General features: G+C 67.4%; 21 protein-coding genes. 10 read left to right on the top strand and 11 right to left on the bottom strand.

Annotated features, from left to right (window positions below; translation table 11 throughout):
• Nucleotides 1–18 precede the first annotated feature (18 nt).
• The 3 genes from AB0F51_RS10605 (at nt 19) to AB0F51_RS10595 (ending at nt 2,965) form a co-directional block, all read left to right on the top strand.
• The gene (locus AB0F51_RS10605) at nt 19–1,149 is read left to right on the top strand and encodes a peptidoglycan bridge formation glycyltransferase FemA/FemB family protein (protein WP_360277150.1); all 1,131 of its coding nucleotides are present in this window, start codon (nt 19–21) and stop codon (nt 1,147–1,149) included.
• Nucleotides 1,150–1,153: 4 nt separating this feature from the next.
• A complete protein-coding gene (locus tag AB0F51_RS10600) occupies nt 1,154–2,155 on the top strand; it encodes an alanine racemase (protein WP_360277147.1) in 1,002 nt (333 codons plus the stop codon).
• A 78-nt stretch (nt 2,156–2,233) separates the two neighbouring features.
• Nucleotides 2,234–2,965: a methyltransferase domain-containing protein gene (locus AB0F51_RS10595; protein WP_360277145.1), complete on the top strand. Its 732-nt coding sequence runs from the start codon at nt 2,234–2,236 to the stop codon at nt 2,963–2,965.
• Between the two features lie 3 nt (nt 2,966–2,968).
• On the opposite strand, the gene AB0F51_RS10590 is transcribed toward AB0F51_RS10595, so the two are convergent.
• Nucleotides 2,969–3,910 (bottom strand): hypothetical protein, encoded by a 942-nt coding sequence (locus AB0F51_RS10590; RefSeq protein WP_360277142.1) that lies wholly within the window; start codon nt 3,908–3,910, stop codon nt 2,969–2,971.
• Between the two features lie 123 nt (nt 3,911–4,033).
• Nucleotides 4,034–5,176, bottom strand: a complete 1,143-nt coding sequence (locus AB0F51_RS10585) for an NAD-dependent epimerase/dehydratase family protein (RefSeq protein WP_360277139.1) — start codon at nt 5,174–5,176, stop codon at nt 4,034–4,036.
• A gap of 146 nt (nt 5,177–5,322) precedes the next feature.
• Here AB0F51_RS10585 and AB0F51_RS10580 point away from each other — a divergent pair, with 146 nt between their 5' ends.
• Nucleotides 5,323–6,048, top strand: coding sequence for a methyltransferase (locus tag AB0F51_RS10580; protein ID WP_360277136.1), 726 nt, complete (start codon nt 5,323–5,325; stop codon nt 6,046–6,048).
• Here the strand turns inward: AB0F51_RS10580 and AB0F51_RS10575 are convergent.
• Both AB0F51_RS10575 and AB0F51_RS10570 read right to left on the bottom strand, forming a co-directional pair.
• A complete protein-coding gene (locus AB0F51_RS10575) occupies nt 5,966–8,185 on the bottom strand; it encodes a glycosyltransferase family 2 protein (protein ID WP_360277133.1) in 2,220 nt (739 codons plus the stop codon). The two genes, AB0F51_RS10580 and AB0F51_RS10575, sit on opposite strands and share 83 nt — an antisense overlap.
• Nucleotides 8,161–9,084, bottom strand: coding sequence for an NAD-dependent epimerase/dehydratase family protein (locus AB0F51_RS10570; protein WP_360277130.1), 924 nt, complete (start codon nt 9,082–9,084; stop codon nt 8,161–8,163). The genes AB0F51_RS10575 and AB0F51_RS10570 overlap by 25 nt, the downstream gene beginning before the upstream one ends.
• Before the next feature lie 288 nt (nt 9,085–9,372).
• On the opposite strand from AB0F51_RS10570, the gene AB0F51_RS10565 reads away from it, so the two are divergent.
• The gene (locus AB0F51_RS10565; RefSeq protein WP_360277127.1) at nt 9,373–13,341 is read left to right on the top strand and encodes a GH92 family glycosyl hydrolase; all 3,969 of its coding nucleotides are present in this window, start codon (nt 9,373–9,375) and stop codon (nt 13,339–13,341) included.
• Nucleotides 13,342–13,814: 473 nt separating this feature from the next.
• Here the strand turns inward: AB0F51_RS10565 and AB0F51_RS10560 are convergent, their stop codons facing one another.
• From AB0F51_RS10560 to AB0F51_RS10540, 5 genes are all read right to left on the bottom strand, one after another.
• The gene (locus AB0F51_RS10560; protein ID WP_360277124.1) at nt 13,815–14,531 is read right to left on the bottom strand and encodes a hypothetical protein; all 717 of its coding nucleotides are present in this window, start codon (nt 14,529–14,531) and stop codon (nt 13,815–13,817) included.
• Nucleotides 14,532–14,598: 67 nt separating this feature from the next.
• Entirely contained in the window at nt 14,599–15,864 is a 1,266-nt protein-coding gene (locus AB0F51_RS10555) for a mannosyltransferase family protein (RefSeq protein ID WP_360277121.1), read from the bottom strand.
• 78 nt (nt 15,865–15,942) lie between these two features.
• Nucleotides 15,943–16,110, bottom strand: a complete 168-nt coding sequence (locus tag AB0F51_RS10550) for a hypothetical protein (RefSeq protein WP_360277118.1) — start codon at nt 16,108–16,110, stop codon at nt 15,943–15,945.
• An 84-nt stretch (nt 16,111–16,194) separates the two neighbouring features.
• Nucleotides 16,195–18,453: a transglycosylase domain-containing protein gene (locus tag AB0F51_RS10545; RefSeq protein WP_360277115.1), complete on the bottom strand. Its 2,259-nt coding sequence runs from the start codon at nt 18,451–18,453 to the stop codon at nt 16,195–16,197.
• Nucleotides 18,454–18,585: 132 nt separating this feature from the next.
• The gene (locus AB0F51_RS10540; RefSeq protein WP_360277112.1) at nt 18,586–20,082 is read right to left on the bottom strand and encodes a TIGR00366 family protein; all 1,497 of its coding nucleotides are present in this window, start codon (nt 20,080–20,082) and stop codon (nt 18,586–18,588) included.
• 223 nt (nt 20,083–20,305) lie between these two features.
• Between AB0F51_RS10540 and AB0F51_RS10535 the strand changes: the two genes are divergently transcribed.
• The 5 genes from AB0F51_RS10535 to AB0F51_RS10515 all read left to right on the top strand — a co-directional run bounded on the left by AB0F51_RS10535 (nt 20,306) and on the right by AB0F51_RS10515 (nt 24,447).
• On the top strand, nt 20,306–20,887 hold the full coding sequence (locus AB0F51_RS10535) for a PadR family transcriptional regulator (protein ID WP_360277110.1): 582 nt from the start codon (nt 20,306–20,308) through the stop codon (nt 20,885–20,887).
• Between the two features lie 10 nt (nt 20,888–20,897).
• Entirely contained in the window at nt 20,898–21,977 is a 1,080-nt protein-coding gene (locus AB0F51_RS10530; protein WP_360277107.1) for an inositol-3-phosphate synthase, read from the top strand.
• 90 nt (nt 21,978–22,067) lie between these two features.
• Complete coding sequence (locus tag AB0F51_RS10525) at nt 22,068–22,922, top strand: DUF72 domain-containing protein (protein ID WP_360277105.1); 855 nt, start codon at nt 22,068–22,070, stop codon at nt 22,920–22,922.
• An 89-nt stretch (nt 22,923–23,011) separates the two neighbouring features.
• Nucleotides 23,012–23,164, top strand: coding sequence for a hypothetical protein (locus AB0F51_RS10520; protein WP_360277102.1), 153 nt, complete (start codon nt 23,012–23,014; stop codon nt 23,162–23,164).
• Entirely contained in the window at nt 23,161–24,447 is a 1,287-nt protein-coding gene (locus AB0F51_RS10515; RefSeq protein WP_360277100.1) for a hypothetical protein, read from the top strand. Before AB0F51_RS10520 ends, AB0F51_RS10515 begins: the two co-directional genes overlap by 4 nt.
• Here the strand turns inward: AB0F51_RS10515 and AB0F51_RS10510 are convergent.
• Both AB0F51_RS10510 and AB0F51_RS10505 read right to left on the bottom strand, forming a co-directional pair.
• The gene (locus AB0F51_RS10510; protein ID WP_360277097.1) at nt 24,428–24,880 is read right to left on the bottom strand and encodes a hypothetical protein; all 453 of its coding nucleotides are present in this window, start codon (nt 24,878–24,880) and stop codon (nt 24,428–24,430) included. The genes AB0F51_RS10515 and AB0F51_RS10510 overlap by 20 nt on opposite strands.
• Entirely contained in the window at nt 24,834–25,268 is a 435-nt protein-coding gene (locus AB0F51_RS10505; RefSeq protein ID WP_360277095.1) for a helix-turn-helix transcriptional regulator, read from the bottom strand. Before AB0F51_RS10505 ends, AB0F51_RS10510 begins: the two co-directional genes overlap by 47 nt.
• Nucleotides 25,269–25,475: the final 207 nt, after the last annotated feature.

Raw genomic sequence — 25,475 nt, 5'->3', positions numbered from 1 at the left:
CCGGTAACCTGACCGACCGTGAGTGACTTGAGCATCCGGCCCATCTCCGCCGAGCAGCACGCCGCCTACATCGCGGCGCAGCCGTCGGCGAGCTTCCTGCAGACCCCCGGGTGGGCGGCGGTGAAGAACGAGTGGCAATTCGAGTCGCTGGGCTGGTTCGATCCGGCCGCTCCGGAGCAGCTCGTCGGTGTCGCGCTGGTGCTCTACCGGCAGATGCCGAAGGTCAAGCGCTACCTCGCCTACCTGCCCGAGGGCCCGGTGATCGACTGGGACGCGATCGACCTGGGGCGCTACCTGCGCCCGCTCGCCGCACACACCCAGAAAGAGGGTGCGTTCGGGCTGCGGATGGGACCGCCGGTGGCGACCCGGCGGTGGAGCGCGAAGACGATCAAGGACGCGATCGCCGGCGGGCAGCAGCCCAAGCTCGGCGATGTCCGGCCGGACGTGATCGAGCCGTCCGGCGCGACCGTGTCGGCGCAGTTGCGCGCGCTCGGCTGGAAGCCGCCGCGGGTCGGCGAGGGCTTCGCCGCGGGCCAGCCGCAGTACGTGTTCCAGGTGCCGCTGGCCGGCAGGTCCGAGGACGACCTGCTCAAGGGCATGAACCAGCTCTGGCGCCGCAACATCAAGAAGGCCGACAAGCTGGGCGTCGAGGTCAGCCAGGGCAATATCGAGGACCTCAAGGCCTTCCACGCCCTGTACGTCGAGACGGCCGAGCGGGACCACTTCACGCCGCGGCCGCTGCCGTACTTCGTGAAGATGTACGAGGCGATGGCCCACCAGCCCGCCGACTGCTGTGACTTCCGGGTCTACAACGCCCACCACGAGGGCGATCTGGTCGCGTCGACGATCTGGGTCCGGGTGGGCGGTCACTCCTGGTACTCCTACGGTGCCAGCTCGACCGCCAAGCGAGACGTCCGTGGATCGAACGCGATCCAGTGGCGGATGATGTCGGACGCGCTCGCCGCGGGCGCGTCCGTGTACGACCTACGGGGCATCACCGACACCTTGGACCCGAACGACCCGCATGTCGGGTTGATCCAGTTCAAGGTCGGCACCGGCGGCGAAGCCGTCGAGTACGTCGGTGAGTGGGATCTGCCGTTGAACAAGGCGCTCTACACCGCATTCGACCTCTACATGAGACGGCGATGACAACATGCCCCTGATCCTGCACATCGATTCCGATCGATGGCGCGACCATCTTCGTTCCACGTGGAACCCCGACATCATCCCGGTCGCCAAGGGCAACGGGTACGGCGTCGGCAACACCCGGCTGCTGGCCGAGTCCCGCGCGTTCGGCGCGAAGACGGTCGCGGTCGGCACCTACACCGAGGTCCCGCCCGACTTCAAGGACGACGTCGTGGTGCTCTCGCCCTGGCGCCCGTTCCTGGAGATCCCGCAGGGCAAGAACGTCATCCACACGGTCAGCCGGCTGGCCGACCTGGTCTCGATCCCGGCCGGCAGCCGGGTCCTGATCGAGGTGCAGACCTCGATGCGCCGGCACGGCATCGGCGCCCGCGAACTGCGGCACACGATGCTGCTGAACGCGCTGGACCGGATCAAGTTCGAAGGCTGGTCGCTGCACTTCCCGATGGGCGCGGGCGGTACGTCCGCGAACATCCGGGAGGCTCAGGAGCTCGGCCGCGCCGCCCGGGCGGTCCGCAACGGACCGTTGTGGGTGTCGCACGTCCCGCAGCAGAAGCTCGCGGACATCGGCGAGAACGTGAAGCTCCGGATGGGCACCGGCCTGTGGCTCGGTGACCGCGGCGCCTTCACCGTGCGCGCGACGGTCCTCGACGTCCACTCCGTACGCCGCGGCGAGCGCGTCGGCTACCGGCAGCGCCGAGTCGCCGGCGACGGCCACATCCTGGTGGTCTCCGGCGGTACTGCGCACGGCGTCGGTCTGGAGGCTCCCACCGCGGCAGCAACCGTCCGGCAGCGCGCGATCGCGATGGCGAAGGGTAGCCTGGACGCGGCCGGGATGGCGCTGTCGCCGTTCACGATAGAGGGCAAGCAGCGCTGGTTCGCCGAGCCACCGCACATGCAGGCCAGCATGCTCTTCCTGCCGTCATCGGTGGCCCCGCCCGCCGTCGGCGACGAGGTCGGCGTGGACGTCCGCTTCACCACCACGATCTTCGACAAGGTCTCGATGGACTGAGCTGGGTCCGGCGGTCGCTCGTGCCGGGTGACCGCCGGTCTTGACTTCAGGTGCACCTGAAGTTGCAGCGTTGGTTCCATGGGTGAAACGACATTTCTGGACCGGATCGAACAGACGCCCGGCGCGCTCGCGCTGCGGGCCGAGTCGTACCGGCTGCTCCGCCTCGGACCCGGCGACACCTGCGTGGACGTGGCCTGCGGTGCCGGGCACGCGGTCGATGAGCTGAGCCGCGCGCAAGTCAAGACGATCGGCGTGGACTCCGATCCCGCCGCGATCGCCACCGCCCGCTCCCGTACGCCGGACGCGGTGTTCCACGTGGCCTCTTCCGACCAGCTACCGCTCGAAGACGAGTCGGTCGACGGCTACCGCGCGGCCCGGCTCTTCCACCTGCTCGAGGACCCCCAGCCCACGCTGGCCGAGGCCTGGCGGGTACTGCGACCAGGCAGCCGGATCGTGCTCGTCGGGCAGGACTACGGCTTTCTCATGCTCGACAGCGACGACCAGGACCTGACTGACGTGATCGAACTCGGGCTGGAGTCACGATCGGTCTCGCCCCGGGCTGCCCGTGGGTTCCGCAATCTGCTGCTCGACACCGGCTTCCAGGACGTCGAGGTCGTCGTCCACACCGAGGTAGTCACGGAGTACCGGCAGCTGGCCAAGCAGTTGGAGGGTGCGGCGTCGGCGGCGGTCTCCAAGGCGCTGATCACCCGGGAGGACGCCGACGGCTGGCTGGCCGAACAAGCCGACCGCGGCCACCGCGACCGCTTCCTAGCCGTACTCCCGATCCTGCTGGTCGCCGGCACCCGGTGAAACTCAGTGGCCCTGGTAGCCCTGCTTGTCCATGTCGAACCAGTTGAAGCCCTCGACCATCGGAGTCAGATTGGAGTTGTAGTCGACCCCGCTGAGCTTCCACCGGTTGACCCAGCGCCAGGTGCCGAGCTTGGTGCTCTCGTCCACGACCGTCGCCGGGTCGTCCTCCGGACGCAGGTACTCGTGGATCAGGGTCTTCTTCAGCGTGGCCGTCTCCGACCGGTACGCCGACTGGGTCTTGAAGAAGTCACCGATGTTCTTGTCACTGGCCAGTGACGGGTCGGCGTACGTGATGGTCAGCTCGTCGTCCCCGAAGAGCCCCTTCGCCGACGTGACGGTGACCAGATGGCCGCTCTCCCGCTCGACTCCGCCGTACTGGGTCTTGTAGAAGCCGATCACCATCTGCACCGGGCCGTCCGAGAGCCGCGCGGCCAGCTCGCCGGAGAAGTTGTCGGTGCTCTTCGAGTCGACGTAGCCGCTCTTGACAGCCCAGTTCGCCTGGACGGCCGGCGTGGCCGCGACGTCGAAGGCGTGGCGCAGGTTCTTCGTGCTCGTACCCGGCGGCTTGTACTGCGCGTCGACGCCGATCCGGTACAGGAACGAGGTGGTCTTCGCGAAGTCGGCCGGATCCTTGGGGTCCAGGTCGGCGACCTTGTCGGTGCCGTAGCCCAGCGGAGCGCCGTCGTGCCGGTTGAAGTAGTACATGACGTTGAGCAGTGAAGCGGGCCCGCAGTAGTAGAGGCCGAGGCCGTCGAGTCCGATCCGGTCCTGGTCGACGTCGCTGACGCCGCAGAGCTTGACGTTGAAGTTGGCGCCGGCCAGGTCGTGGCTCTCGACGCACGGCACCGGGATGCCGATCTCGGCGTTCGCGGTACCGGGTGCGGCGACCGTGGCTGTGGCGGCCACCGCGGCGGTAGCCAGGGCGATGCTGGTCCTGCGGAACATGGGCTGTACCTCCAGTAGGGGCCGCTGGATCGCGGCTCGGCTGCTGGTATCAGCCTGTTCGCATCGGTGCTGTGACGCATGAGGGGTGATCCCTCAACTTCGCCGACACCCCCCACGCTCAGGTCAGGTGCGCCAGCGGACGGTGGGGAGCAGGGCGGCCAGGTTCACCCGGTCCTTGTGTTCGGCGACGATGTCGAACATCGACTCGATCAGGGTCTCCGACAGCAGGTGCGGCTGCAGGCCCAGGCCGACCAGACCGGTGTGCTTGACGTTGTAGTAGTGCTCCGGCTGCTCGACGCGTGGGTTCTCCAGATGCTCGATCTGGACCGGACCGGGGAAGCACTCGGCGACCAGGGCGGCGATCTCGCGGACCGAGTAGCTCTCCGTCATCTGGTTGAAGACCCGGAACTCCCCCGCGTTGGCCGGGTTCTCGACGGCGAGCCGGATGCACTCGACGGTGTCCCGGATATCCAGCAGGCCGCGGGTCTGCCCGCCGGTGCCGTAGACGGTCAACGGCTCACCCAGCACGGCCTGGATGACGAAGCGGTTCAGCACCGTGCCGAACACCGCGTCGTAGTCCAGCCGGGTGGCCAGCCGTGGATCCCGCGCGGTCTGCGGCGTCTGCTGCCCGTAGACCACCCCCTGGTTGAGATCGGTGACCCGCAGGCCCCAGACCCGGCAGCCGAACTCCAGGTTGTGCGAGTCGTGCACCTTGCTCAGGTGGTAGATCGAGCCAGGCTTCTTCGGATAGAGCATCCGGTCCGTGCGGCCGTTGTGCTCGACGTCCAGCCAGCCTTCTTCGATGTCGATGTTGGGCGTGCCGTACTCGCCCATCGTGCCCAGCTTGACCAGGTGGATGTCCGGATCGAGCTCGGCGACGGCGTACATCAGGTTGAGTGTGCCGATCACGTTGTTCTGCTGGGTGTAGACGGCGTGCGCCCGGTCGATCATCGAGTACGGCGCGGCGCGCTGCTCGGCGAAGTGCACGATCGCCTCCGGCCGGAACTCGTGCAGGACCCGATCGACGAACTCGGCATCGCACAGATCACCCGTGTACGCCGTGATCTGTTGCCCCGACACCTCCTGCCACGCGGCCACCCGGGTGTCCAGGTCCTCGATCGGGACGAGACTGTCGACTCCGAGCTCGCGGTCGTACCCGCGCCGGGCGAAGTTGTCGAGCACCGCCGTCTGATGCCCACTGTCGGACAGATGCAGCGCGGTCGGCCACCCCAGATAGCCGTCACCACCCAGGACGAGTACGCGCACGGACCAACCACCTTCCAGACGGAAATGTTGCCGATCTCTCCTTGTGTACCCAGCTCAGACGGGAATCACCTGACCGAACCCTGGCAATCTCCTGTGAATCGACGCGCACCCGGAACGGCTGGGGCGGACGGTGCAGAATGGGCTGGATGCAAGAACATTCCGGAGCCTTCAGCAGCGCCACCGGACGCGCCCTCGAGCAAGGCGGCGCCGATCAGCCGCGCTATCGCCGCTACCAGCGCGAACTGATCCTCCCGTACTGCGGACGCTCGGTGCTCGAGGTCGGCGCCGGCCTCGGCGAGTTCGCCGCCGGGCTGAGTGGACTGGACCGCTTGGTCGTCACCGACGCGGATCCTGGCGCGGTCGCCTTGCTGGCCAAGCGTTTCGGCGACCGGCCCGAGGTCGAGGCGCGACAGTTTGCTCTGGGCAAGGAGTTCTCGCTGGCCGAGCCGGTCGAATCGGTGATCGCGATCAACGTGCTGGAACACCTCGAGGACGATGCGGCCGCCCTTGCCTCGTTGGCGAAACTCGTCGTACCGGGAGGCAGCATCGTCTTGTGGGTTCCCGGCTACCAGCAGCTGTACGGCGAGTTCGACCGCCGGGTCGGGCACTTTCGCCGCTACACGCCGGCCACCGTGAGCGCCGCGGTGCGGAGAGCCGGGCTCGAGGTCGAGGTGGCGAAGCCGGTCAACCTGTTGGGTGGGATCGCTTGGTGGGCAGCGGTTCGGCGCGGCGGGAGCACCGCACCCAATCCCAGACTGGTCGCCATCTACGACAGGTTCGTAGTACCGGTCACGCGGGCGGTGGAGCGCCGGGTGCGCGTTCCTTTCGGCCAAACCGTACTGTGCGTGGCACGTACTCCCGCCACCAAGTAGTGAGCATCACCCGCGCGTAGTTGGCGCCGTAGACGAGTCCCGGCCCCTTCTTGCTCGTTCCGTCACCGCGGCGCCGCATGGTCATCGGCAACTCGACAACGCGAGCACCACTGGCCAGTACTCCGAGCAGCAGCTCCGACGACTGGTACTGCGGCTCGCGCAGCGTCACCTGGCAGGCAAGCGCTGCCCGCATGGCGCGGAACCCGAATGACGTGTCGGTCAGCCGCCGGCGGGTCAGAATCGACGCCAGGGCAGCGAATACGCGCACACCGAGCCATCGCAACCTGCTGTCCGCGTCCTCCTCACCCAGTCGGCGTGAGCCCGTGACGAAGTCCGCCTTGCCGTCCAGGATCGGCTGCAACAGCACCTCGAGCTCGCTGTTGTCGTACTGACCGTCCGCATCCGTCGTGGCGACGTACTCCGCTCCGCCCTCTCCTGCGAGGTGATAGCCGAGCCGAAGCGCGGCGCCCTGCCCACGGTTGCGCGGGGCAACACAAACGAAGGCACCATGCGCTGCGGCGATCTCTGCCGTGTTGTCCTCGGCGCCATCCACCACAACCAGTACGTCGACCGGCAACCCGGCACAGGTCTTAGGCATGTCAGCCAGGACGGCCCCGATGCCGCCGGCTTCGTTGTAGGCGGCAATCACCACAACGACCGGCGCAAAAGCCACATCGCCGTGTCTGGCCCGGAAGTCGGCCAGCGCCCCGGAATCAGTCTCATCCGGGTAGCTCGCCAGCGGCGCTCGCGCCTGATCCTTGCCCAGCATGGCCCGCAACCCGATAGCCCCAGCCAGCGGGAACAGCACAAGCCCCGGCAACTGATAGCGCCAGGAGAACTCAAACGCTGCAGAGCCCAGTAGCAGGATCACTCCGCCAGCAGCCGGCAGCAGAGCTGCTGAGCGAAGCCCTGACTCCTTTGCCCGCCCCAAGCCGGCTACAGCAGCCAGTGCGATCAGTACTGCGATCCCGAGCGCCAGACCCGACGTGTAGCCGCCATTGAGCTGGTAGGCCCGCAGTACTGCGGCTGGGTCGTGGTTGACGTGTGGGGCCATCCCACCCCACAGCTGCGAGGCCTTCGTCGTGTTGGGCTGGTCCAGGTACGGGTAGGTCAGCTGGAACTGCCAGCGGTCCAGGGGCACGTCTTCTGGCAGAGAGGTTCTCGTGGGGGCGAAACCCTTGAGGAAGTCCTTCACGACGGCGACTGCGACGTCGAGCGGCTGATGCCGGATCACCAGGGCACTGAACTCCTGGGCCAACTGCTGCTTCGTAGTACCGGGTGGGAGTGGGCCGGGCCAGTTCGGGTCGCCGTAGTGGTTGTGGGCATAGTTGTCGACGCCGAGACGCTGGCCGAGCGGCTCCTTGGGGCAGAAGAGCTTGGTGCCGTCGTTGAGCGGCAGCTTGGCGCAGTCGGCGACCACTGCGGTCCGGCCGTACAGGACCTGGTTGTCGGCACCGGAGATGGCCCACTTACCCGTCTCGCCGTGCATGTAGCCGACGTATGCGCCGAACACGACTGCGAAGCCGGCTAGTGCGGCAGCGATTCGCAGTACGAGCCGGCGGTCGCGGAAAGCCACGATCAGGTACAGGACCACTGCAGCTATCAGAGTGATGCCGATCGTGCGTACTGCGAAGGCAGCACCCAGGAGGAGGCCGGCCGCGAGCGCCCGCTTCCAGCCTGGCTTGCCCCAGCCCAGCAGCGTCCAGAGGGCTGCCACGAGCAGTACGTCGAAGGTGGTCTCGGCCATGATGTTCTGCTCGATCTGCACCTGGTAGGCGTCGAGCAGGATCGGTGCAGCCGCCAGAGCCGCCAGCCACCTGTAGACAGTGAGCCTGCGAGCCAGCGCGTAGATGGCAACGCCCAGAGCCAGCCCTGCGAGGTGCTGGACGATCACCACGGCAGTGAGGCCGCCAAGGTCGACCAGTGGCTTGAGGACGAAGTCGTAGCCGATCGGGTTGAGCTGGTCCGGCCTCAGGTCCTCCATGTTGTTCAGGTACTGCACCGAGTCGGTGTAGAGGATGGCCGGGCGGTACGCGACCGTCGCCAGCACACGCAGTACCAGGCCCGCCACCAGGAAGATGGCGAGCAGCCAGTGGGACCGGAGGGTCCGCCTTACTGAGCCCGGAAGTACTGCCACGTCCGAGCCAGGCCGTCCTCCAGCGAAACCGTGGGCCGGTAGCCGAGCGTCTCCGCGCTGGCGGACACATCGACCACTACTGCCGGCATCTCCCCAGCCGGCGCCTCCACATGCTCAGCCGGTACTGCGGCACCCGTCACCGCTCGCACTGCCTCGACCAGGTCGAGCACGGAGACCGAGTTGCCCGAGCCGATGATGGCCCGGCCGTCAAAACGAGTGTCGAGGGCCAGGATGACCGCGCCGACCGCGTCATCGACGTACACGAGGTCCCGGCGCTGCTTGCCGTCGCCGTAGACCTGGACACCCGTGCCGGCCAGCGCGGCGCGCATCATCCGCGGCACGAAGCTGTCCTTGTGCGCCATGCCCGGGCCGTACACGTTGGTGAACCGCAGTGCGGCCGTCGCCAGCCCGTAGCTCCCGGAGTACGCCGAGAGCAGCATCTCGCCCGCGGCCTTTGTCGCGCCGTACGGCGTGAGCGGGCGCAACGGACGGTCGGCAGTGATCGTGTCGGTGCCGACATCGCCGACCACCGCGTTGGTCGAGGCCAGCACGAAGCTGTCCACGCCGCTGCCCCGGGACAGTTCGAGCAGCACCTGGGTGATGGTGACGTTCTCGGCGAAGGTTCGCATCGGGGCGTCGACGGAGCGCAGTACCGACGTCAGTGCCGCCAGGTGGACCACTGCTCGCGGGCGGGTCTCGAAAGCCCGGATACAGATCTCTTGGTCGGCCAGGTCACCGGTGATCGCGGTGACACCCTCGTCGGTGGACCAGGCAGCGTCCGGCGGCTCACGATCCACCGCCGTCACCGGCAGGTCCCGCGCCCGCAAGGCCGCCACCACGGCCCGTCCGATGAAGCCGGCCGCGCCGGTCACGAGCACCCTGTCCCCGAATCCGTCCATACCCAGCAACCTACCGCCGGGGCACCAGGCGTCTCGCCAAAGACGTCTGATCGGGCGGCCGGTCGGGAACGGTGTGCGACGAACTCTTGACCATCGGTGATCGGATGGGCAGGATCACCCCGACGCGGGCTGACAACCTTGTCATCGGGGCCGCGTAAAACCTCCGGTACACGGCGGCCGCCGTACGCCGGGCTTGTCGTGCAAGGAGCGTAGATGGATCTCCGCCGCCCACTCCGCCGCCCACTGGGGCTCGTCACGTCCCTCGGTCTTGTTGTGACAATGACTGCTATGTCCTCATCGACGTCAGCCAACGCCGCCTCCGACGCGAATCCGGCCGCCGAGGCGCAGCCGGCCGTCGCCGGTTCCAGCTTCTTCACCTCCTTCGAGCCGGGCCAGCCTCAGCCCGGGTACACCGACGCGGTCGAGACCGGCCCGGACGGGAAGCCGCGGGCCGACGGTGTCCGCGGACCGACGCCGACCGGGATCGGCGGCAGCGAGATGGACAAGGTCGTCAAGGTGACCGCGAACGGCGAGAACACCGGTGGCGGTGAGATCGCGACCAACGCGGCCGACGGCGACAAGTTCACCAAGTGGCTGGTGTTCCAGCCGACCGGCTGGCTGATCTACGAGACGTCGGCGCCGGTGGTGATCCGCAAGTACGCGCTCACCTCGGCCAACGACGCGCCCGGCCGCGACCCGAAGAACTGGACCGTGTCCGGCTCGAACGACGGCACCACCTGGACGGCGCTGGACACCCGGACCGGCGAGGACTTCGCCACCCGGTTCCAGACCAAGGAGTACACGTTCGGCAACGAGACGGCGTACAAGTTCTTCAAGTTCGACGTCACGCTGAACCACGGTGAGAACATCGTCCAGCTCGCCGACTGGTACCTGTCCAACGGCGCCCCGCTGCCGCCGCCCGGTGAGAACGCCGAGTCGCGCCTCGACTCCGGGCCGACCAGCGCCTACAACGCGCGCGCCCGGACCGGCTTCACCGGCGTCAAGAGCTTCCGGTACGCCGGCCACCAGACCGCCGAGGGCCGCGGCTACACCTGGAACAAGATCGCCGACGTGGACCTGACGATCGGCCCGGACACCCGGCTCGGATACAAGATCTTCCCCGAGCACATCGAGGGTGACCTCAGCTACCCGAGCACGTTCGCGGCGGTGGACCTGGCCTTCTCCGACGGCACCTACCTGAGCGATCTGAAGGCCAAGGACCACCACGGCTTCGAGCTCAGCCCGCGCGGCCAGGGCGACGCCAAGGGTCTGTCCACGAACCAGTGGAACAACATCGAGGCCGACCTGGGCAAGGTGGCGGCGGGCAAGACGGTCACCCGGATCCTGGTCGGGTACGACAAGCCGTCCGGGCCGGCCGACTTCCGCGGCTGGATCGACGACATCCGGATCAGCAAGGCGACCCACTCGGACGCCGCCGCGCAGAAGATCGCCCGGCATCACCCCTCGGACCTGGCCATCACCACCCGCGGGACGAACTCCACCGGCGGCTTCTCCCGGGGCAACAACTTCCCGGCGACCGCCGTACCGCACGGCTTCAACTTCTGGACGCCGGTGACGAACGCCGGCTCGATCTCCTGGCTGTACGACTACGCCAAGGGCAACAACGACCAGAACAAGCCGGAGATCCAGGCGTTCTCGATCAGCCACGAGCCGAGCCCGTGGATGGGTGACCGGCAGACCTTCCAGGTGATGCCGTCCACTGCCGAGACGCCGACCGCGAACCGCAAGGCGCGGGCCTGGGCGTTCAGCCACGACAACGAGACCGCCCGGCCGTACTACTACGGCGTCACCTTCGACAACGGCAACGCGGTCGAGCTGAGCCCGACCGACCACGCGGCGATGCTGCGGTTCTCGTTCCCGGCGGGCAAGGCCTCGCTGGTGTTCGACAACACCAGCAACCTCGGCGGCCTGACCCTCGACCCGGAGACGGGTGTCGTCACCGGCTACAGCGACGTGAAGAGCGGTCTGTCCACCGGTGCCGGCCGGCTGTTCGTGTACGGCGTGGTCGACCAGAAGGTAGTTGCCAGCGGCAAGCTCACCAACGGTGGAGGCGCCAACGTCGGCGGCTACTTCTCCTTCGACCCGAAGGTGAAGCAGGTCCAACTGCGGATGGCGACCTCGTTGATCGGTACGGCGCAGGCGAAGAAGAACCTCGAGCTCGAACTGCCCGAGGGCAGCCGGTTCGAGAAGGTCCGCAACGCGGCGCAGGAAGCCTGGGACGCCAAGCTCAGCACGATCCAGGTCGAGGACGCGACGGCCGACCAGCTCACGACGCTCTACTCGAACCTCTACCGGCTGTTCCTCTACCCGAACAACGGCTCGGAGAACACCGGTACGGCGAAGAACCCGGTGATCACCTACGCGTCGCCGACCTCACCCAAGGTCGGGCCCGACACCCCCACCACGACCGGCTCGAAGATCGTGTCCGGCCAGACCTATGTGAACAACGGGTTCTGGGACACCTACCGAACCGTCTGGCCGGCGTACAGCCTGTTTTCGCAGGACACCGCGGACGACCTGGTCAACGGATTCGTCCAGCAGTACAAGGACGGCGGCTGGATCTCGCGCTGGTCGTCGCCGGGCTACGCCAACCTGATGGTCGGTACCAGCTCGGACGTCGCCTTCGCCGATGCCTATCTCAAGGGGATCAAGGGCATCGACGTCCAGGCGGCGTACGACGCGGCACTCAAGAACGCGTCGGCCCGTCCGCCGTCTGACAACGTCGGCCGCAAGGGCCTGGACCGCTCGGTGTTCAACGGCTACACCGCGAACACCACCGGCGAGGGCTTCAGCTGGTCGATGGACGGCTACATCAACGACTTCGGCATCGCGAACATGTCGAAGGCGCTGTACGACGCCGCGAAGAAGAGCGACCCGCTCAGGCAGGAGTACCTCGACAACTACGACTACTACCTGAACCGCGCGCGCAACTACGTGACGCTGTTCGACCCGGCGCTGAACTTCTTCCAGGGCAAGGGACCGGACGGCGTCTGGGGCCACTCGCCGAGCACCTTCGACCCGCGCGACTGGGGTCACGACTACACCGAGACGAACGCCTGGAACATGGCCTTCTCGACCCCACAGGACGGTGCCGGCCTGGCTGCCCTGTACGGCGGCCGCGAAGGTCTGGCCAAGAAGCTCGACGAGTTCTTCAGTACGCCGGAAGACGCGTTGCACACCGGCGGGTACGGCGGCACGATCCACGAGATGCTCGAAGCGCGGGACGTGCGGATGGGCCAGTACGGCCACAGCAACCAGCCGTCGCACCACATCGCGTACATGTACAACTTCGTGGGCCAGCCGTCGAAGACGCAAGAAAAAGTGCGCGAGGTGCTCGAGCGGCTGTACCTGGGGTCGGAGATCGGCCAGGGCTACCCGGGCGACGAGGACAACGGCGAGATGTCCGCGTGGTACCTGTTCAGCATGCTCGGCTTCTACCCGCTGCAGGTGGGCTCGCCGTCGTACGCGATCGGTGCGCCGCTGTTCACCAAGGCGACGGTGCGGCTGGGCGGTGGCAAGAAGCTGACCGTCAGCGCGCCGAACAACAGCGCAACGAACAAGTACGTGAAGGGCGTCAGGGTCAACGGCAAGAAGTGGACCTCGACCGCGTTGCCGCACGACCTGATCGCTTCCGGCGGCAAGATCGAGTTCGACATGACCGACCAGCCGTCGACCTGGGGCACCGGCCGCAACGACGCTCCCCCGTCGATCACGACCCCGGGCGAGGACCCGAAGACGTGGCGCGACTCGACCGAGGACTCCGGCGCCGTGGTCTCGGCGGGCGGAGTGGACGTCACCGCACTGACCGACAACGACTCGAAGACGCAGGTCACGCTGGCCGGCGCGAAGCCGACCGTGACGGTTCAGCTGCAACAGGGACGGCCGGTCACGATGTACACGCTGACCAGCGGAACGACCGGTACCGCGCCGTCGGCGTGGACGCTCGAAGGGTCGAACGACGGGACGACGTGGACCGAGGTGGACAAGCGGAGTGGCCAGGCGTGGGCGTTCCCGGCGTACACGAGGTCGTTCAGCGTCGCCGGGCCGCGGGCGTTTACGCAGTACCGGCTGGTGATGACTCCGGCGGCCGGGGCTGACGGGGTGACGCTGGCCGAGCTCGAACTGCTCGGGACGCTGAAGGGGATCGAGGCGGGCGTCCACCCGAGCGAGAAGCGGGTTGCCGAGACCAAGCCGAGCCCGACACCGTCACAGTCGATCAACCGGAACTACGGCTGATCCCCTGGGCTCGTTGGCGGGCTGACCCTGGGGTCGTGGCGGCTGATCGGCCGCCACGACCTCCCGGGCAAAAACTTCCGGCGGAACCTGCCCCTGAGAGGTTCCGCCGGACGTCCGCGCCTGTCGGCGGGGAAGTATGGAGGGGTGGCGACCCCGCCCGGCCTGCCACCCCAACACTTTTACTGACGAGCGAGGCTCCGGTTAGGTTGCCTTGAGCGCAAAGTGTCCACATCGCGGACAATCAAGCGGGCCAGGCGCAGAACTTGCAGTCCGTCGCGGCTGCGGCGAGCGGCCAGGCCGATCCCGGCTTCAGGGACCGGGCGACCTGCTCAGCCCGGGCGTCATGAGCTCCCTGCAGGGAGCTGTCGTCGAGGTGGTGGCCGGCCACCACGTGGGCCCACTGGTCGCCGTCGCCGCGGACCCAGAAGTGGGCCTTGTGGGCGTCGCGGCCACGCCAGACGCCGGGCTGGAGCTCAGCGCAGTCCTTGGTGGCGGCCGGGGCCAGGTCGGCGAAACCTGTGCAGGGCGACGGGGCGGGGCGCAGTACCCGGACTTCGACCTCGACATCGGTGGGCCGCTTGCCGGTTGTGCGCTCGGGCTCCTGGACGAGGTACCCGACCCCCTTTGGTTCCGTAGTTGACACTCCAGAGATCCGCGTCTGCCAGGTCCGGCTGGAGCGGCCGCTCGATCAGGCTCTCGATGCTGTGCTGCACCTGGCGGACCTCGTAGAACCGCTTGCCCGCGGGGTAGGCGGCGATGGCGAGCACGGCGACCGCCAGCAGGATCGCTAGCGGCTTCGGCCGCTTCCCGGTCCCAAGGGTGAACGCGCCGACCAGGGCGAGAGCGGCCCCCAGGCACAGGAGTGGAACCCACCCCTCGAACCAGGCGAGGCCCGCGGCGGCTGCGAGCACGAACGCGATGGCCGCTCCCACACCGAACGCCACTCCGGCTCCGGTGACCACGGCCAGCGCGATGACGGTGATCGCGGCGGTGACGCCCGCGGCGATCAGGCCGACACTGAGGCCGGCCAGCAGGGCCCAGCACTCCTCATCCGGGAGGCACTGCCTCTCGTACACCGAGGCACCGATGAACCCGGCCAGCAGTCCCACCCCCGCCCCGGTGGCGAGCGCCAGCAGCAGCGAGAAGAACTGGAACCTCAGTCGCTTGTCGCCACTCGCTGTCTCGGTCATACCGATGACGGTAGGTGAGGCACGCGATCAGCCACGTGAGCACTACTACTCAGTTTGTGCTCCGGCGTCAGCCGCTCCAGTGGCCGGTGAAGAAGGCGGCTGCCCAGATGGCTGCCAGGGGTATCGCCACCGCCAGGTAGAGGCGGCCCAACCAGGGTCTTCGCTCGGCCAGCACCGCCAGGCCGATCCACAGCGGCCACCAGAGCAGGGTGGCGCGGGTCAGCGAGTAGATCCAGAACGAGGTGACGAACGCAGCGATCGTGGCGGCCACCCAGGCGGCCTCACCCCACGAGTGACGCCAGAGTAACCAGGCCAGGAGGATCAGGCCGACAGCGAGAGTGACCAGCTCGGCCCGGAACATCCAGGTCCAGTCGCTGCGCTCGCCCGAGAAGTGGCCCTCGGTCGCGGCGTCGATGGTGTTGGCCAGCGAGGTCCACGGCTTGGTGAACTCACGGGCCCAGCCCTTCTCCTGCGCTTCCTGCCAGGCGAACCAGGAGCCGTGGATCTGCTTCAGGTAGGCCATGAAGCCGAGCACCGGGATGGCCGGCAGCGCCAGCCACGGTACGGAGTACCAGTCTCTCTTCTTCGAGGTGAGGAACTCGACCACGAGCGCGGCGGCGAGGAAGATGCCGGAGACCCGGACGGTGCACGCGAGCGCCACGAACAGCGCCGCCTTGCCCCACTTCCCCTGCCGCGCCGCGAGCCAGCCGGGGAAGGCCAAGGCGCAGAACAACGCCTCCGTGTACGGCGCGGCGAGGAACACTCCGACCGGCGCGGTGAACCAGATCAGCGCCGCCTTCGGCCCGAAGTTGGTCAGCTGCGGGAACTCGTACTGCGCCAGCCGGGCCAGGTAGACGCCTGCGACGGCACTGGCGACCAGGGAGATCACTACGCCACCAGCGACCGGGCCTATGCCGGTCCAGCCGACTAGACGCATCAGGTACGGCAGTCCTGGGAAGAACGCTGCCAGTGGAGCACCGGACGGCTCACCGCGGTTGTAGCCGAACTCCGCTATCGCCTTGAAGTGCGCGACGTCCCACTGCAGCCAGGCGCGCCAGACGTCGGGATAGTTCTTCCCCGAGTTGAACAGCAGCGGCGCCGACACGGACAGCAGAAAGATCCCGATCCGGCTGACCAACCACCACCCAAGCGTCTCCCGCACCACCCCATCCGGCCGCCACCGAACCCCCAGCACACCCCCGCCGCTGGCCCGCCGAGCCTCCTGCGACTCCTCCACACGCGGCCGCTGGGGCTGCTCCACCCCCGCCCGCTCCGGCTGCTCCAGACCCGCCCGCTGCGGCGACTCGTCCTCAGCCGCCCGCTCAACAACCACCAGACGCCCGTTCCCGCGCAGACTCCGGCCACCACGCCACGACCCGCCGACCCGATCTCACCCGACCATGGTGCCTCATCAACGATCGGCTGCCCGCGCGCGCGTCCGCCAGAACGCGATCCCACCCACACCCGCGGATGCCAGACCACCGACGACCAGCCCGACCGGAATCACGGTTGTTGCCCCCGACACCATCCCGATCACCCCCGCCACCGTCGCCGCCACCCGACGACGCCGCGACACCATGGCTCGCCTCCCCGTCACCTCAGCCACTCGACTCCGCCTCGTAGAAGCCGACGGCACCCCGGAGCGGGGTGCCGTCGGCTGGGACTACGGGTTGTTCTGTTGTTCAGGTGGAGGTGTCGTGCCCGTGCCCGTGCCCGGTGGGCCGGTGGGGATTGTCGGGAAGGTCGGCTTTGTCGGCTTCGTCCTCGTCGGGGTATCCGACGGCTTGGGCGGCTTCGGCGTGTTCGACGACGGGGGCGGCGTGTTCGACGGCGGCGGGCTTGACGGCGGCGGAGTGCTCGACGGAGGCGGCGTGTTCGTCGGCGTCGGCGTGCTCGGCTTCGGCGTGTAGGTCGGCGTCGGCGTGCCCATGATTTCCTCCGACGGCTCCGAGAACTCCTCCTCCGGCAGGTTCTCCATCGCCGGCTTCATGAAGTCGAGCCAGGTCTTCGTGGGGTAGTTGCCACCGAAGAACGCGGGGTCGTCGCTGTAGGGGTCGAGGTCCGACTCGCCCTCCTTGCCTGCGCGGTAGAGCACAGCCGTCGACAACTGCGGCGTGTAGCCGACCCACCAGGAGGTCAGCGTGTCGGAGCCGTCCTTGAATTCCTTGCACTTGCACTTGGCATTCGCCCGGCGGTGGTCGATCGAGATACCACCGGCGGTTCCGGTCTTGCCCGCCGCGGGCCGGTCGAGTTCCTTCGCGCGCCGACCGGTCCCGTCCTTGTCCTCGACGACCTGCTGCAAGGCGTAGCTGGTCGTCTTGGCGATCTCGGCGTCGATCGTCTGGACCGGCTTGTACTTGGGCTTCGCCTTGGCCGACCAGATCACCTTGCCGGCCAGATCCCGGACCTCGCTGATCACATGCACCGGGACGCGCTTGCCGTCCGCGGCGAAGGTCGAGTAGGCCCCGGCCATGTCCACCGGTGACGCGTAGGCATTCGGACCGAGCACCAGCGCGGGTGCCTCCCGGTCGGAAGCCGGGATCTTCGGTACGCCGGCGGCCTCGGCCATCTCGGCGACCTTCCCGGGGCCGCCGTCCATCTGCCGGTCGACCAGGTCGTAGAACGCCGTGTTGACCGACATCTCGGTGGCCTTCAGCAAGCTGACCCGGCCGTAGTCCTCGCCGAGCTCGTTGTCGTACTCGCCGCCCCGGATCTCGATCGGACCATCACCCTCGAAGGTGTCCTCGAGCGTCTTGCCGGCCTTGAGTGCCGCGGCCACCGCGAACGGCTTGAACGACGACCCTGGTCTGGCTTTGGCGGTCGCCCAGTTGAGCTGGCTCTTCAGGAAGTCGGGACCACCGACCATCGCCACCAGTTCGCCGGTGCCTGGCCGCACGGAGGCGAGGCCCACATGGAGCTTGTCCGGCTTGCCTGGTTGCTTGTCGCTGAAGACAGCGGCCACCGCGTCCCTCTGCAGCTTGTAGTCGAAGGTCGTCCGCACCTTCAGACCACCACCGTCGATCTGCTCGTCGGTGAACCCTTCCTTGACCAGCTCTTTGCGGGCCATGTCCAGGAGGAAGCCCTGCCAGCCCTTGTACCTGCTGCTCTTCTGCTTCTTCGCGGTCGGAGGGACGCGCGCGCTGTACTTCGCTGCCTTCGCGTCCGAGATCGATCCGCTCTGCCGCATCCCGTCGATGACGTACTGGTACCGCTCCAGGATCCGCTTCTTCGCCGCCGGGTTGTCCGGGTCGAAGCGGGTCGGGTTGTTCAGGACGGTTGCCAGGAAGGCAGCCTGCGGAATGCTGAGCTGATTCGGGTCCTTCACCCCGAAGTACGCCTCGCCCGCGGCCGCGATGCCGTACGCGCCCTCACCGAAGTAGATGGTGTTCAGGTACCCCTCGAGGATCTCCTTCTTGTCCTGCGACCGGCTCAGCTTGGTCGCGATGAAGAGTTCGGAGAACTTCCGCGAGAAGGTCCGCTCCTGAGTCAGGTACATGATCTTCACGTACTGCTGGGTGATCGTGGAACCGCCCTGCAGCTGCCTGCCCCGGACGATGTTGTACGCCGCCCGGGCCATACCCGACGGCGAGATGCCGGGGTTGGTCCAGAAGGTCCGGTCCTCGGCGGCGATGACCGCGTCCTGGACGTACTTCGGGATCTGCTCCAGGGGCACCGAGCGCCGGTTCTGCTCGAAGAACGAGCCCAGCTGCTGTTTGCCGTCGGCGTACGTGACCTGTGTGGTGTTGGTCGCGAACTCCTTGTTCGGGTCCGGGATCTCGGTGGTCTGGTAGCCGATGAAGAAGGTGGCGACGGCACCGATCACCCCGAGGAAGCAGAGTGCCAGCAGCCAGCCCAACGCCCTCAGCGCCCAGTGTCTCTTGGCGCGCGTACGGGTAGGGGCCTTCCTACGAGCTTCACTCACAGTGCAATCCTCGACGATCTCGCTGAAGTCATTGCGTCCCAGCGTACGGCGGATGTGGTAACGCTCCCTATTCCGCCCTGGATCGTAGCGGTCCGTCGGCCACTTACGGTAAGACGCTGATCACTACTCGGCTCAGCCGGTGATGTGGGGTGCCAGGAGCGTCACCGCGATCAGCGCCGCGGGGAAGCAGGCGAGGAACATCGTGAACGTGTAGCCCATGATGTCGCGGGCCTTGAGTCCGAGGATGGCCAGCGTCGGCAGCATCCAGAACGGTTGCAGCAGGTTGGCGCTGGCCTCCCCGAGGTCGTACACGACCACCATCCAGCCCGCGTCCACGTTGAGCTGGTTCGCAGCGTCCAGCACGTACGGCGCCTCGATCACCCACTTGCTGCCACCACTGGGCACGAAGATCCCCAGGATGCACGAGTAGATCGCCACCAGCGGCGGGAAGATCACCTGGTTGCTTGCCTGCACCAACCACCCGGCCAACCGGGCGGAGATCCCCGTGTAGGCGATCATGCCGAAGATGCCGCCGTACAAGGGGAACTGGAGCAGTACGCCGGCCGCTGCCGGTGCGCCGTCCCGCACCGCGCGGGCCATCCGCCATGGACGCCAGTGCAGCAGCATGGCGAGCAGGAAGAGGATGAGGTTGACCGTGTTGAGGTCCAGCGCGCTGAAGAAGTTCTTGCCGTCGAAGTACCGGACCAGGTAGATCGCACCGAGTGCGACGACCAGCAGGCTGAACAGTGGCGAGTGCTCGAGCCAGTCCCCCGGCCTGCGCTTCTCGTCCTCGGCCCCATCGACCCGCTGCCCGTTGTAGACAGAGCCCCTGCCGATCAGCGGCCGCAGCTCGATGCCGATCTCCTCGGCCGTGCGGGCATTGCCCTCGCCCGGTGCGATGAACCACGCCATCGCCACGCCCACGACGTACACCAGGAGCGTGGCGGCGATCGCCTGCCAGGTGAAGATCGTGTCGCTCAACGGGATGATCCCACTGGGGTGGCCGCCCTCCCGGATCACCTCCTGCACCGGAGCGGGACTACTACTCGCGCTAGCCACCTGCAGAGCGGCCGAGCCGGACAGGCCCTGCGCCCAGACCGTGCCGAGCCCCAGGAACGCCATGGCGCCGAGCGCGCGATAGTCGGCCTTCGGCACGTTGCGGGCGACCTCGCGCGCCAGGATGGCGGCGAAGATCAGGCTGAAGGCCCAGTTCAGGTACGACGCCAGCATCGCGATCGCCGCGACGAAGGCGACCGCAGTACGGGGTGACTTGGGGATGCGGGCCAGCCTGGTGATCACTCGGGCGACCGGCCGGCTGGTGGCCACGGCGTACCCGCCGATGATGATCATGGCCATCTGGAGCGTGAAGGTGATCAGGCTCCAGAACCCCAGGCCCCACGCGTCGACCAGGCCGTAGCCCTTGATCGCCGCCGGATCGTCCGGCCGCTTCAGCAGCGGCTCGCCGGTGACCAGGCCGAACAGGAGCACCACGAAGGTGCCGACCAGTACGAACCCGAACGCGTCCGGCAACCACTTCTCGGTGAAGGCGGTGAAGCGCAGAGCGGTCCGGGCCAGCGGGCCCTCGCCCTCGGCGCCGTGCTTCGCGTGCTTCCCATGGCTGTCCGCCATGACCCTCCGCTCCTGGACCACGACTCTGTGTCAGCTGATTAACGCAGCTCAGCGCCTGACGTAACAGGTTTTCTGGCTGCGCGTCGTGATGTAGCTGACAAAGTCCGTCTTTGTCAGGAGTTGTCCACAGCCGATCGCGGTGCTTACAGTGGCGGTGCGATGTATCAACTCGATACATCACGTCATGACAAAGCATGACAAAATAGGTCGAGGGAGGTGGGTCATGGGAAACCGCAGCGGAGTCCTGGAACTCGCCGTACTCGGCCTGTTGCACGAAGCGCCGATGCACGGTTACGAGCTCCGTAAGCGCGTCAACGCCCAGTTCGGCTGGGGACGCGTGCTGTCGTTCGGATCGCTCTACCCGTGCCTGAAGGCGATGCTCCGCAACGGACTGATCTCCGCCGACACCGGTACGCCGGACGCCGGGCGGAGACCGAAGATCGTCTACACGATCACTGCCGACGGCAAGGACCACTTCGCTCAGGCGATGAGTGAGGCCGGTCCGTCGGCGTGGGAGGACGACACGTTCGGCGTCCGGTTCTCGTTCTTCGGCCGGACCGATCCGGCCACCCGGTTGCGCATCCTCGAGGGCCGCCGGGCCCGGATGGAGGAGCGGCTGGCCAACTTCCGGGCCGCGATGAGCCGGACCGCGGAGCGGGTCGACGCGTACACCCTCGAGCTGCAACGGCACGGCCTGGAGTCGGCCGAGCGCGAGGTCCGCTGGCTGAACGAGCTGATCGACGGCGAACGCAGCCGGCAGCGGCCCCCTGAAGAGCACCAACCGCCTGTTCCACCCCCCAACTAAGGAGTTCCAGATGACTTCGATCCGCGTAGCGATCGTCGGTGTCGGCAACTGCGCCAGCTCGCTCGTCCAAGGCGTGCACTACTACCGCGACGCGAAGCCCGACGAGCGCGTCCCCGGTCTGATGCACGTCCAGTTCGGTGAGTACCACGTCCGCGACGTCGAGTTCGTCGCCGCGTTCGACGTGGACGGCAAGAAGGTCGGCCTCGACCTCGCCGACGCGATCGGTGCCAGCGAGAACAACACGATCAAGATCTGCGACGTGCCGCCGACCGGCGTCACCGTGCAGCGCGGTCACACCCTGGACGGTCTCGGCAAGTACTACCGCGAGACCATCACCGAGTCCGACGCTTCGCCGGTCGACGTGGTCGCCGCGCTGCGTGAGGCGCAGGTCGACGTGCTGGTCTGCTACCTGCCGGTCGGATCGGAGCAGGCGGCGAAGTTCTACGCCCAGTGCGCCATCGACGCCAAGGTCGCCTTCGTGAACGCGCTGCCCGTGTTCATCGCCGGCACCAAGGAGTGGGCGGACAAGTTCACCGCGGCGGGCGTGCCGATCGTCGGCGACGACATCAAGTCGCAGATCGGCGCCACCATCACGCACCGCGTGCTGGCCAAGCTGTTCGAGGACCGCGGCGTCACCGTCGACCGGACCTACCAGCTCAACGTCGGCGGCAACATGGACTTCAAGAACATGCTGGAGCGCGACCGGCTGGAGTCCAAGAAGATCTCCAAGACCCAGTCCGTCACCTCGCAGCTGGTCGACGACATCGACCCGCGCAACGTGCACATCGGCCCGTCGGACTACGTGGCCTGGCTGGACGACCGCAAGTGGGCCTTCATCCGGCTCGAGGGCCGCAACTTCGGTGACGTCCCGCTGTCGCTGGAGTACAAGCTCGAGGTCTGGGACTCGCCGAACTCGGCCGGCATCATCATCGACGCGATCCGCGCGGTGAAGATCGCCAAGGACCGCGGCATCGGCGGCCCGATCCTGTCCGCCTCGTCGTACTTCATGAAGTCGCCGCCGGAGCAGTACGCCGACGACGTCTGCCGCGACCTGGTGGAGAAGTTCATCAAGGGCGAGGTCGAGCGCTGACCCGCTCCCCTTGTACTACGGGCCCCGCGACCCTCACCGGTCGCGGGGCCCTGCGTTTTCTTGTCGGTGTTCTTCGGTAACGTCCCGGCAATGCGGCTGCATGTGGGGTGCGCGATGTGGACGCACGCGCCCTGGAACGGGCGGTTCCTGCCGCATCCGCTGCCTGCGAGTGAACGGCTCGAGGCCTATGCGACCTGGTGCAACGCGGTCGAGGGCAACACGACCTTCTACGCGACTCCGGCTCGGGCGACCGTCGAGATGTGGGCTGCGCAGGTCTCGCCTGATTTCCGCTTCGTGCTGAAGCTGCCGAAGGTGATCACGCATGACCTGCGTTTGCATGACGCCGCCGATGCGGAAATGCGCACCTTCCTCAACGCCATGCAGCCCCTCGGCCCGCGAGCCCATGCTCTGTGGATCCAGCTGCCGCCTTCGTTCAGCCCCTCCGAGCTCGGCTCCCTGGCATCGTTCCTGCACAGAGCACCGTCGGCCTTCCGGTACGCCGTCGAAGTGCGGCACCCGGCCTTCTTCACCGACGATCGAGCGACCCAGCAACTGGAACAAGTGCTCGGTCGCGCCGGAGCCGAGTGGGTCCCGTTCGACACGGTCACCCTCTTCGAAACACCTGCTTCGAGCTACGGCGAACGCGAGGCGTGGCTGAGCAAGCCGCGAGTACCTCGGCGAACGCGAGCGCTCACGCAGTACCCGATCGTCCGCTACATCGGGCGCGACGACGTCTCCGTGACCATCGAGGGCTGGCAGTACCTCGCGGACCAGACTGCCTCCTGGCTGTCGGAAGGGCGGTCGCCGACCGTCTTCCTGCACACGCCCGACAACGTCGAGTCGCTCGCGCTCGCGCGGCGCTTCTACGACGACGTGCGCGCCCGCGTGCCTGAGCTCGGCCCGCTGCCCGAGCCGATGCCGGCCGAGCCGCCGACGCTTTTCTGAGGGTTGTCCACAGCTGGTAAATCCGCGGCTGGGCCGGCGGTGAATCTCCATATGTTCTCCGGCGAGACCAACTTTCCGGGAGGACAGCCATGGAATCCACCGACGACCGAGAGACCCGCACCCAACTGCTGATCGCCGACCTGCGCCGGCGCGCGGAGGCCTGCCAGGATCCCCGCGAGAAGGCCAACCTCAGACGATCTGTGGACTCCCTGGTCCGCCTGGCGACGGCGCGTCGATCATGATCGACTCACTCGAAAGCCTGCTGGAGCAGCATGCCTGGGCGGCGTTGCGCATCAGCGGCGCGGATCAGTCCGGGTGGAACGGCCAGATCATCGAGGCCGAGGACGGAGTCCTCGGTCTGGCGCACTGGGACGGGACGCTGCATCTGGACCGGGACTTCATCCTCGACCCACTGCAGGATCTCTACCGGCGTCCGGGCGAGCTACGGACCGACGCTGAGCTAGCCCGATGCCGCGATGCGTTGCTGACGCTGCTGCACGAGCAATCCCACTTCCTCGGACCGGCCGGTGCCACGCAGGAGGCAGCCCACGCCGCCTTCAAACTTCCCGGCGGTCGAGCCTTGGAAGAAGGAGTCGCCGAAGCCTGGGCGCATGACCATCTGAACGACTACCTCCGCGAGCTCGAGATCGACAAGGTTGCCCCCGGCATCCTCGACATCCGCACCGAACCGTCGTACGCCGCCTTCGTCCCAGCCGTTCGCCTCTTCACCACCGACCTCGACCGCCGGACCGGCTCACAGCCCGGCGAAACCCTCAACCTCCTGAACCGCCAAACCGCAGAAGGCCAATGGCCACAGGCCGTAGCCCTCATCTACAACTCCAGCCGCCTCCCACAGTTGGTCCCACCCGACGACGCGCCCGCCGTCCGCCTGCAACTGGAAGAAGCCCTCCGCAACTCCTTCAAAGGCCTGGAACTCTACGAACCCTTCCCCCGAGGCTTCGCCGCCTCCCGCTCCCACGCCGCCACCACCAGACTCCTAACCACCCTCCACCAATCCCTCACCACCCTCGAACACCACCACACCCCACCCCCACACCGCACCCACCTCCACCTCACCCCACCCAGACGCCGCCCCACACCCACCACCCCCACCAAGTCGCGAACCACCACCCAGATCCCGCTGGCCATCGCCCCGGAGAGTGCAACACCCCTCACCCCAACCACAGCCATGTCGGCCTCGCCGACCTCAACCACAGCTATGTCGCCTGCACCGCCGCGAGTAGCCGTAGCCGACGCACAGCCCAACGTCCTCGGCCTTGCCCGTACCTCCCCAGCCACCGCCCCGTCCCCCGCCCCCGTCCACCGGCAGCACGCAGCGCCAACCCCCTCATCCCAAGCCGCCGCAATCCATCACGCCTTCGCCGGCATCACGCCACCAACCGCCCACGCTCCAGCACCTGCCAATGCCCCACTCCACCCCCGCAGCCACCACGACCGCGCGCCAACTAGAGCCCCAACGACAGGACCGTCAACTGACCGACTAGCTATCCACGATCCTGCGTGAGGATCCGCAGAGCATCGGCCGAGCTCGCGTCATTGGGTGTGTAGATCTCAAGCCGGTGATCCGGACTGTCCGGCTGAAGCCAGACCTGATAGGCAACGCTGGCTGCTCCGATGGTCGGGTGCTGCAGCTGCATGTCCCCCACAGTGCAATCCGCAACTTCACCTCCTGCCCACAAGGTGGCGAACTCATCGCTCCCCATCGCGAGTTCGCCGATCAGTTCAGCCAAACGGGCATCGGTAGGAAAACGACCAGCAGTCAATCGGAGGTACGCAACGTGGATACGTGCGAGTTCGTCCCAGTTCCGGTGCAGGTCACGAGTGAGCGGGTCAAGGAAGAACATCCGCGGAATAGACGGCCGGCGCTGGCTGTCCTGAGGCGCCTCGAAGTCAACGTGCTCCGCGAACAGCGCGTGCCCGAGTCGGTTCCAGGCCAAAACATCTCCCCGTCGCCCCAAGACCAGCGCCGGGCGTGGCAGCGTCGAGCGACTTCAGCAGGCTGAGGACACGAGGATGTGGTGTCTCGTGGGGTGGTTCGGAGAGTCCAGACGCGGCGGGCCGCCGCGCAAGGTTGTGCAGATGAACCGCCTCGATCTCGTCGAGCTGCAGCACCCGAGCCAGAGCGTCAAGGACCTGATCAGACGCAGCATCCGCCTGCCCCTGTTCAAGTCGCGTGTAGTACCCCGCACTAACACCCGCCAACTGTGCGAGCTCCTCGCGACGCAGCCCTGGTACTCGTCGCGGAGTCCCGTAGGTCTGCAACCCGATGTCAGCCGGCGTGATCCGGTCCCGCCGACTCTTCAAAAATCCTCCGAGCGTCTCCACACCACGAGCCTAGGTCGCCAATCACCCCCGTGGGTGCACCTGCCGGGTATACCCACACCAGGAGCCTGGCTGTCCCTCACGCCATCCCCGAACCTCGACACCATGACCACCCACCCTGAGAAACCCCAGGTCCCGACCTCCCACCCAGAACCGAACCGTCCCCGAACTCACGCCCGCACCAACCGCGGAGCTGGCTCGCGCGCGTGG

This window comes from Kribbella sp. NPDC023855, from assembly GCF_040639475.1.
Classification (GTDB): domain Bacteria; phylum Actinomycetota; class Actinomycetes; order Propionibacteriales; family Kribbellaceae; genus Kribbella.
Note: the sequence above shows the minus strand (reverse complement) of the source record. Positions and strands in the feature narration are given on the sequence as shown.